Origin of the sequence: Actinophytocola sp., assembly GCF_050699915.1 — a bacterium.
Lineage (GTDB): Bacteria > Actinomycetota > Actinomycetes > Mycobacteriales > Pseudonocardiaceae > Actinophytocola.
In genome coordinates, this window is record NZ_JBOHGA010000243.1 from 1 (window position 1) to 8,465 (window position 8,465).

The window sequence follows — 8,465 nt, forward strand, 5'->3', positions numbered from 1 at the left end:
CTCGACGCGCTCGCCGACCGCGGCCTGCTGCGCGTCTGCTGCGAGGGCGGGCCGCACCTGTTCGGCGAGCTGATCGCGGCCGACCTGGTCGACCAGCTGTGCCTGACGATCGCCCCGCTGCTGTCCGGCGCGGGCGCGCCCCGCATCGCCGAGGGCGTGGCGCGGGTGGACCCACTGCGGCTGCGGCTCGAGTCGGTGCTGACCGAGGACGACTTCCTGATGCTCAGGTATCGGCGGGCTTGAGGATGTCGGCGATGTCGAAGCGGACCGGCTGCTCGAGCTGGTCGTAGGTGCACGACTCCGGCTCGCGGTCCGGGCGCCAGCGGACGAACTGGGCGGTGTGCCGGAAGCGCGGGCCCTCCATGTAGTCGTAGCGCACCTCGAGCACCCGCTCCGGGCGCAGCGGGACGAACGACAGGTCCTTGCCCGCGTTCCACCGGCTGACCTCGTTCTTGCGCGGCGTGCGCTCCCCCGCCTCGTGCGCCGCCCAGGCCCACGGGTGGTCGTCGAACGTGGTGACCAGCGGGGCCAGCTCGACCATCAGCTCCTTGCGCCGGGCCATGGGGAACGCGCCCACCACGCCGACCGACGCGAGCTTGCCCTCCTCGTTGAACAGCCCGAGCAGCAGCGAGCCGATCGCGTCCGGGCCGGACTTGTGCACCCGGTAGCCGGCGAGCACGCAGTCCGCGGTGCGCTCGTGCTTGATCTTCTTCATCACCCGCTTGTCGGGCTGGTAGGGCTCGTCCAGCTGCTTGGCGATGAGACCGTCGAGCCCGGCGCCCTCGAACAGGTCGAACCACTCGGCGGCCGTGTCCCGGTCGGTGGTGCCGAGCGTGATGTGCACGGGTGCCCGCACCGAGGCCAACGCCTTCTCCAGGGCGGCGCGGCGCTCGCCGAACGGGCGCTCCAGATAGGACTCGTCGCCCAGGGCGAGCAGGTCGAAGGCGACGAAGCTCGCCGGCGTCTGCTCACTCAGCAGCTTCACCCGGCTCGCCGCGGGATGGATCCGCTGCTGCAGCGCCTCCCAGTCGAGGCCGTGCTTCTCGGTGCTGGCGACCACGATCTCGCCGTCCAGCACGCACCGCTCCGGCAGGTTGGCCTTGAGCGCCTCGACGACCTCCGGGAAGTAGCGGGTCATCGGGCGCTCGTTGCGGCTGCCGATCTCTACCTCGTCACCGTCCCGGAAGATGATCGAGCGGAAGCCGTCCCACTTCGGCTCGTAGAACTGGCCGGCGGGGATCGACGGCACGGCCTTGGCCAGCATGGGCGGCACGGGCGGCATCACAGGCAGCTGCACGCCGCCATTCTTACTCACTGGAGCCATACCTAGCCCGTGCGACGCTGCCGATCTACCAGGGATGTGTGGGGAGGACTGTTGACCGGCCGGGGCTGGGCGAGGTGGATCGCCCTTCTGATCGTCGTCGCCGGCCTGGCCACCGCCTGCACCGCGGGCCCCTCGGCACGTCCCGGGATCGTCGTGCGGGAGGCCCCGCCGCCCGACGGGGACAAGCCCGGCGGCACGCCCGAGGTGCCGCCGCTTGAGAAGATGTCCGGCGGTATGGCCTGGCGGGAGTGCGGCACGGAGGTCCGCATCCTGCTCGCCAAGGAGAAGCTGCCCGGCTGGCTGCCGATCGAGTGCGGCAAGATCAACGCGGTCCTCGACTCGCCCTACGCGCCCGGCCGCGGGATCACCCGGGTGCAGCTGCTGCGCGCCGGGGAGGGGAAGGTGCCGCTCGTCGTCCTCAACGACGTCGACGGGCTGCCCGGCACGATCTACGCCGCCCGCCTGGCCGCGAAGCTGCCCCAGGAGTTCCTCCAAGAGTTCACGCTGATCGGCGTGGACCGCCGGGGCACCGGCAACTCCGACGCCGCCAACTGCATCCCCGAGGAGATCCGTCGCGCGATCGTCGACGCCGACCCGGTCGACCTGCCGATCGACATCTGGCTCCAGGCCGCGCAGACCGCCGGTCAGCAGTGCTCGATCCAGCTGGAGACCCAGCTGCCGGCCATCGACACCTGGCGCACGGCCGCCGACCTGGAGACGCTGCGCGACGCGCTCGGCGTGCCCCGGCTGAACGGCATCGGGCACGGCGAGGGCTCGCGGGTGTTGTCGGTCTACGCCGACCGCTACCCCGACCACGTCGGCCGGATGGTGCTCGACGGCGTGCCCGACCCCACGCAGGACGCCGCGGTCACGCTCGAGGGCGTGGCCAAGGGCGCGGAGGCCGCCCTCAACGCGTTCGCCGCCGACTGCGTCAACCGGCGCTGCGAGCTCGGCGTCGAGCCGAAGCGCACGCTGCTGAACCTGCTCGGCGAGCTGCGCGCGAGCCCGCTCACCGAGCCGGAGGAGCTCGACATCACCGCCGGCTCGGCGCTGCAGGCGGTCATGGTCGGTCTCGCCGACCGGACTCGCTGGCCCGCGCTGTCCGCGGCCCTCGCGCGGGCGAGCGACGGTGACCCGCAGGGTCTCGTCGACCTGCTCCTGCCCGTGGTGATCGGCACGAGCAGGCAGGTCGCGACGCTGGACCCGATGCTCGTGACCACGTGCAACGACACCAAGACCCGGCTGTCCCCGGAACGCATCGAGCAGCTCGGCGAGGACTGGAGCGAGCGGTTCCCGATGTTCGGCCCGGTCGCGCTGCAGCGACTCGCGCTGTGCAGCCCGTGGACCGTGCCCAACCAGCCACTGCCGACGCCGACCGCCTCCGGCGCCCCGCCGATCGTGGTGGTCGGCACCGCGAGCGACGCGGTCACCCCGGAGGAGGGCACCGAGCGGGCCGCGCAGCAGCTCGCATCCGGGGTGCTCCTGTCGTGGCAGGGCGGCGGGCACGGCGCCCTGGGTTACTCCGCCTGTGCCACGGACGCCGCCCTGAGTTTCCTCACCGACGCTAAGGTGCCGCGCAACGGGACGGTCTGCCCACCCTAGGGCGAGCGGGAGCGGAGCCGCGTACGCCGTCTGGACCGACGAACGCGCGCAGGCGCGCCAGCGCCGAGCACGGAGGAGGGAAGACGGCGTGTTAGCGGCGGAGCGGAGCGAGAAAATGTACACAGTTGGTCCCCCGATGCGCCGGCTCGCCCTGCTCGTGGCCACGCTTCTCGTCCTGTCGCTGCTCACCCCGCCCGCGTCGGCCGCACCGGCCCGCGAGGTCTCGCTGCGGGTGCTGAGCTACAACATCCACACCGGCATCGGCTCCGACGCCCGGCTCGACCTGGCGCGCACCGCGGCGGTGATCCGGGACAGCGGCGCGGACGTGGTCGGCCTCGAGGAGGTCGACGTGCACTGGGACGCGCGCAGCGACTTCCGCGACCAGGCCCGGGAGCTGGCCCGGATGCTGCACATGCGGGTGTTCTTCGCGCCGATCTACGACCTGCCGCCGCTGACCGAGGGCGCCCCGCGCCGCCGCTACGGCGTCGCCGTGCTCAGCCGGTACCCGATCCTGCGCACGGAGAACCACTGGATCACCCGACTGTCCACACAGGACCCGAACCCGGTACCCGAGCCGGCGCCCGGGTTCGCCGAGGCCGTGGTGTCGGTGCGCGGCGTGCCGGTGCACGTCTACACCACACACCTCGACTACCGGGCGGACCCGGCGGTGCGGGAGATGCAGGTGGCGGACACGCTGCGCATCATGGGCCGCGACCCGCGCGGCGCCCGCCAGGTGCTGCTCGGCGACCTCAACGCCGAGCCGGCCGCGCCCGAGCTCGCGCCGCTGTGGACCCGGCTGCGGGACGCGTGGGCCTCGACCGAGCCCGGCCACACCTACCCGGCGGCCGAGCCGGCGAAGCGGATCGACTACGTGACCTTCTCGGCTGGGATCCGGGCGCGGGGCGCCGAGGTGCTCGACTCGCTCGCGTCCGACCACCGGCCGGTCGTCGCGGACCTGGCGGTGCGGCGTTAGGCCATTCGAGAATCGCCCGGTTGGAGCAACGAGGCCACCGATCGGACGTGTCGCCGGCCGCGGCGCACCACTAGTCTTCCTCCGCGCGGACGCGGTACTCGCAGCCGTACTCGACGGCGTAGCAGAGGTCGTAGTGATGAACGATCTTCGGACCCTCGTGCAGGTGCACGTGGGTGACCGTGCTGCGCGGCTCGTCGGGCAACTCGGCAAGCGTGTCCACCCGGCCGTCGAGTGGGCCGCCGACATAGCGAACGACATACGGCTGCGCCACGGTCACCTCTCCTGGTCGGTGTGTGTCCAACGCCTCCGATGCTTCCCGCTGAGGTGGCCGAAATCAACCGCGGCGCTGGACTGGCGCTGGATCCGGGTACGCTCCGTTACCCCGTAACGGAAACGGATTACGTGACGACTGCAAGGCAGCGGCGCAAGGAGTCGGGATGGAGAAGGAGACCAGCGGGACCGGGCACCGGTGGCCGCTGTGGCCGTGGCTGGTCCTGACCGTCGCGGGGATCGTCGTGACCGGGGTGGCCGCGATCGTGGGGACCGTCGCCGGTTCCGACTCGAGCGAAGGCGAGACGCCGGCCGCCACCCGGGTGACGGTCACCGCCACCCAGTTCGAGACCAAGACGATCACCCAGACGGTGACGGAGACCCCGCCGCCCGGTCCGCTCCCCTCGTTCTCCGACGGCCTGTTCGAGGTCGGCGTGGACGTGCAACCCGGCACCTACCGGACAGAGGGGCCGAGCGGCGGCAACGCGGGCGGCTGCTACTGGAGCCGCTCCGGCGCGGACGGCGACGTGATCGACAACGGCGTGCTCAACGACCAGGGCTCGGTCAACATCCGCAAGGGCGAGCGCATCGACTCCGCCGGCTGCCTGCCGTGGCGCCGCGCGCCGTGACCTGACCGGGTCCTCGTCTCGATCCGGCTCAGTCCTCGGTGCGGGGGGCCCGGGACGGTTGGACGCGCTTGGGCTCGCCCGGCATCTTCGGGTAGTCCGGCGGGTACGGCAGGTCGCCGAGGCCCTCGCTTTCGTCGCGGGCCACGAGCTCCAGTAGCGGCTCCAGCGAGTAGGCCTGGTCGGCCACGCCCGCGTGCAGGTCGCCGACCTTCGCGAACCGGGCCGGCATGGTGTGCACGTCGAAGTCCTCGGGGGCCACGTCGTCGAGCTCGTCCCACGCCAGCGGGGCGGAGACCAGCGCGCGAGCCGTCGGGCGGATCGAGTACGCGCAGGCGATCGTGCGGTCGCGGGCCATCTGGTTGTAGTCGATGAAGATCCGCTCGCCGCGCTCCTCCTTCCACCAGTTGACCGTCACCTGGTCGGGCCGGCGCCGCGCGAGCGCGCGGGCCAGCGCGATCAGCGCGCGGCGAGCCTCGACGAAGGTCCAGCGCGGCTCGATCGGCACGTAGACGTGCAGGCCGCGGCCGCCGGAGGTCTTGGGGAAGCCGGTCATGCCGAGCTCGTCGAGCAGCGCACGCAGCTCGTGCGCGACGGCCGCGGCGTCGGCGAACGACGTGCCGGGCTGTGGGTCGAGGTCGACGCGCAGCTGGTCGGGATGGTCGACCTCGGGGCGGCGGACGGGCCAGGGGTGGAAGGTGAGCGTGCCGAGGTTCGCCGCCCAGGCCACCACCGCGAGCTCGGTCGGGCACACCTCGTCGGCTGGCCGGCCGCTGGGAAAGGCGATCCGCACGGTCTCCACGTAGTCGGGGGCGCCCTTGGGCACCCGCTTCTGGTAGAAGGCGTCGCCCTTGTTGTCGCCGCGCGTGGACAGCTTCGCGCCCTCGAAAACGCCGCCCGGCCAGCGTTCCAGCGTCGTCGGCCGGTCCCGCAGCGCGCCGAGGATGCCGTCGCCGACGGACAGGAAGTACTCGACGACGTCGCCCTTGGTGACGCCCTTGTCCGCGAAATACGGCTTGCTCGGGTTGGACACGCGGACCGTGCGCCCGCCCACGGTTAGCTCGATCGCCTCCGCCACGGCGTCAGGTTACCGTGGGACCATGGCCGTGAACGGGACCCAAGATCCGGACGACGACCGGCGCCGGCCCGCGGATCCCCTCGCCGACCAGTTCGACGAGGAGCTGCTCGGGCTGGATCCCGACGACCCGGAGGCGCGGGCGTTCGCCGAGCACCTCCAGCGCCAGCGGCGCGTGCACCCGAGCTTCACCGTCGAGGGCTACCTGACCGACATGCGGGACTTCGCCGCCTCCGCCAACCGGCTCGGCGGGCACCGCAAGCTGATGGCGAGCATCCTCGTGCTGCTGATCCTGCTCGGGGTGACGGTCGCCGTGTGGGACGCGCTGGTGTACGCCTTCACCACTTTCGCCGAGTAGCGTGGAGCGCATGAGCCAGGAAGTGGAAGCCACCCCGCCGGTGGTGAAGTCGGACGAGGAGTGGCGCCAGCAGCTCACCGCCGAGGAGTACGCGGTCCTGCGCCAGGCCGGCACGGAGCGCCCGTTCACCGGCGAGTACACCGACACGAAGTCGGTCGGCGTGTACGAGTGCCGGGCCTGCGGCGCGGAGCTGTTCCGCAGCGACACGAAGTTCGAGTCCCACTGTGGTTGGCCGTCGTTCTACGCCCCGCAGGACACCGAGGCCGTGATCCTGCACGAGGACCGGTCAATGGGCATGGCCCGCGTCGAGGTGCTGTGCGCCAACTGCCACAGCCACCTGGGCCACGTCTTCGAGGGCGAGGGCTACCCGACGCCCACCGACCAGCGGTACTGCATCAACTCGATCTCCCTGCGGCTGCTCCCCGCCGAGTAGCGCGCCGTGAGCAGCGAACCCATCGACCTCGCGGCCGCGCTGGCCAGCTTCGACGACCTGTGGGACCCACGCATCGTCGCGCGGATCAACGACTACGACGTTCGTGTCGCCAAGGTGGCCGGCGATTTCGCCTGGCACAGCCACGATGACACCGACGAGTTCTTCCTCGTTCTCGACGGAGAACTGCGCATCGGCCTCCGCGAGAAGCACGGCGAACGCGAGGTCCGGCTGCCCCGCGGGTCGATCTTCGTCGTTCCGCGCGGTGTCGCGCACAAACCCTCGGCCACGCCCGCTGCGTCGATTCTGATGTTCGAACCGGCAGGAACCCCGAACACCGGCGATCGACACGACGAGCTTCCCGAGCACATCACGACCACCACCGGACGCGCACTCGACTAGGTCAGCGAGACCGCCGAGTCATCGAGGCCGCCGCGGCGGGTCCAGCGGCCCGGAGCCAGCTCGTCGGTCGCCGTCGGCCAGGTGATGCGCAGCTGTCCGGGGGCCGGTTCGGTGACCGTGACCTCTCCGACCTCGGGCGGCTCGTCGGCGAACGGCACCAGCAGGGCCGTCAGCACGTCGGCGCCGGGCGTCAGCTCCAGGCAGTGCAGCTCGCCCCAACACGGGCCCGACGGGGTCGGGTACGACGTGCGCCCCACACGTGTCGTCGCCGTCCAGTCGCCCGGCACGTGGACGAGCAGGCCCGGTGGCTCGACCGACACGAAGGTCGCCGGGCCGGTTCGGCGCCACGGGCCGCGGCCGTGCAGGAGCCACCGCCAGCCGGCCGCGGGCACCTCGTCGCGGAGCAGCCAGTAGCCGGGCAGCTCCCCCGCCGGCCGCACGGCCAGGAACGTCCGACGATGCCGTACGCCCCAACCGTCGTGGTGCGCGACTAGCGCGTCGAGCGACGGTCGCAGCACCACGGCGGACACCGCAGCACCGGCCTCGAGGTCGGGCGACCGGCCGGGGAACACCACCGAGCTGTGCGCCTCCGACGACTGGTACCAGTCGTGGTACTCCGGGTCGTCGTAGTCGGCCGGCCCGCCCGCCTCCCACGCCAGCGGCTGCCCGTGCCCCCACAGGACGACGTCGAGGCAGGCCCGGTGGCTGTGCGACTCCAGCTCGTGGGGCACCCGGGGCCCGCAGTTCACCGCCGCGTACAGCGAGCCCGGCCGCCAGTCCGACCTGCTCACGAAGTACCTGCTGCCCGACAGCCAGACACCCCGCGCCGGCGGGTCCGCGGCCGGCGCGGAAGCCCACGCCTGCGCGGCCGGCACCCCGTCGCGGTCCGGCTCCGCGCCGAGGAGCGAAGCGACCGCCGCGGGCTCCATCGTCGCCGCGGCGAGCGCCTTGTACTCCGGCTTGGGCGCCCACCGGTGTCCGGCGACCAGATACGGTCCGGCCGCCTCGTGCCCGGTGTCCTGGAACGGCGGCAGCCAGCCCTCCGGCGTCGCCATCGCCACGAGCCAGTCGCACATGGCCACGACCCGCTCGTCCGCGCCGAGCGGCCAGTCGAGGTAGCGCTCCGCGAGCGGCGCCACCCGGTGCAGGAACTCCAGGCAGAGCCGGTGGTATCCGGGCGAGCGCTCGTGGTGCCCGCCGTCGGGGTGCACGTCGCGGACGAGGTGCTCGGTGATCCTGGCCCGGCCGGTCGCCACCCAGTCGGCCGACTCGGCGAGCTCCGGGAACAGCACGCCGGCGCTGAGCAGCGTGCACGCGCCGACGAGCTGCCAGTTGCCCGGCCGGAACGCGTCGTGCTCGTCGGCCAGCCAGCGGGCGCCGCCGAGCACGCAGCCCAGCAGCCGGA

Annotated in this window: 11 protein-coding genes; 7 read left to right on the top strand and 4 right to left on the bottom strand. The window is 72.4% G+C overall.

The window, feature by feature from the left end:
* On the top strand, positions 1–243 hold a 243-nt coding region (locus tag ACRDSK_RS28695; protein WP_431444479.1), incomplete at its 5' end, for a dihydrofolate reductase family protein.
* Here the strand turns inward: ACRDSK_RS28695 and ACRDSK_RS28700 are convergent.
* Positions 224–1,297 (bottom strand): ATP-dependent DNA ligase, encoded by a 1,074-nt coding sequence (locus ACRDSK_RS28700; RefSeq protein ID WP_431444480.1) that lies wholly within the window; start codon positions 1,295–1,297, stop codon positions 224–226. The genes ACRDSK_RS28695 and ACRDSK_RS28700 overlap by 20 nt on opposite strands.
* 78 nt (positions 1,298–1,375) lie before the next feature.
* Between ACRDSK_RS28700 and ACRDSK_RS28705 the strand changes: the two genes are divergently transcribed.
* Positions 1,376–2,926, top strand: coding sequence for an alpha/beta hydrolase (locus ACRDSK_RS28705; protein WP_431444481.1), 1,551 nt, complete (start codon positions 1,376–1,378; stop codon positions 2,924–2,926).
* 115 nt (positions 2,927–3,041) lie between these two features.
* Positions 3,042–3,899 (top strand): endonuclease/exonuclease/phosphatase family protein, encoded by an 858-nt coding sequence (locus ACRDSK_RS28710; protein ID WP_431444482.1) that lies wholly within the window; start codon positions 3,042–3,044, stop codon positions 3,897–3,899.
* Positions 3,900–3,969: 70 nt separating this feature from the next.
* On the opposite strand, the gene ACRDSK_RS28715 is transcribed toward ACRDSK_RS28710, so the two are convergent.
* On the bottom strand, positions 3,970–4,176 hold the full coding sequence (locus ACRDSK_RS28715) for a hypothetical protein (RefSeq protein WP_431444483.1): 207 nt from the start codon (positions 4,174–4,176) through the stop codon (positions 3,970–3,972).
* Positions 4,177–4,336: 160 nt separating this feature from the next.
* Between ACRDSK_RS28715 and ACRDSK_RS28720 the strand changes: the two genes are divergently transcribed.
* A complete protein-coding gene (locus ACRDSK_RS28720) occupies positions 4,337–4,798 on the top strand; it encodes a hypothetical protein (protein ID WP_431444484.1) in 462 nt (153 codons plus the stop codon).
* Positions 4,799–4,826: 28 nt separating this feature from the next.
* On the opposite strand, the gene ligD is transcribed toward ACRDSK_RS28720, so the two are convergent.
* The gene (ligD, locus tag ACRDSK_RS28725; RefSeq protein ID WP_431444485.1) at positions 4,827–5,873 is read right to left on the bottom strand and encodes a non-homologous end-joining DNA ligase; all 1,047 of its coding nucleotides are present in this window, start codon (positions 5,871–5,873) and stop codon (positions 4,827–4,829) included.
* Positions 5,874–5,895: 22 nt separating this feature from the next.
* Here ligD and ACRDSK_RS28730 point away from each other — a divergent pair, with 22 nt between their 5' ends.
* The 3 genes from ACRDSK_RS28730 to ACRDSK_RS28740 are packed head-to-tail and all read left to right on the top strand — an operon-like array spanning position 5,896 to position 7,060.
* Positions 5,896–6,228, top strand: coding sequence for a hypothetical protein (locus tag ACRDSK_RS28730; RefSeq protein WP_431444486.1), 333 nt, complete (start codon positions 5,896–5,898; stop codon positions 6,226–6,228).
* Positions 6,229–6,238: 10 nt separating this feature from the next.
* On the top strand, positions 6,239–6,661 hold the full coding sequence (msrB, locus tag ACRDSK_RS28735) for a peptide-methionine (R)-S-oxide reductase MsrB (protein ID WP_431444487.1): 423 nt from the start codon (positions 6,239–6,241) through the stop codon (positions 6,659–6,661).
* A 6-nt stretch (positions 6,662–6,667) separates the two neighbouring features.
* On the top strand, positions 6,668–7,060 hold the full coding sequence (locus ACRDSK_RS28740) for a cupin domain-containing protein (RefSeq protein WP_431444488.1): 393 nt from the start codon (positions 6,668–6,670) through the stop codon (positions 7,058–7,060).
* Here ACRDSK_RS28740 and ACRDSK_RS28745 read toward each other — a convergent pair.
* A partial coding sequence (locus tag ACRDSK_RS28745; protein ID WP_431444489.1) for a heparinase II/III family protein occupies positions 7,057–8,465 on the bottom strand: 1,409 nt, incomplete at its 5' end. The two genes, ACRDSK_RS28740 and ACRDSK_RS28745, sit on opposite strands and share 4 nt — an antisense overlap.

What these genes read in the sequence shown, in the direction of transcription:
- ACRDSK_RS28710 (WP_431444482.1), top strand. Translation starts at nt 3,042, where the DNA reads ATGTACACAGTTGGTCCCCCGATGCGCCGGCTCGCCCTGCTCGTGGCC.
- ACRDSK_RS28720 (WP_431444484.1), top strand. Translation starts at nt 4,337, where the DNA reads ATGGAGAAGGAGACCAGCGGGACCGGGCACCGGTGGCCGCTGTGGCCG.
- ACRDSK_RS28730 (WP_431444486.1), top strand. Translation starts at nt 5,896, where the DNA reads ATGGCCGTGAACGGGACCCAAGATCCGGACGACGACCGGCGCCGGCCC.
- msrB (WP_431444487.1), top strand. Translation starts at nt 6,239, where the DNA reads ATGAGCCAGGAAGTGGAAGCCACCCCGCCGGTGGTGAAGTCGGACGAG.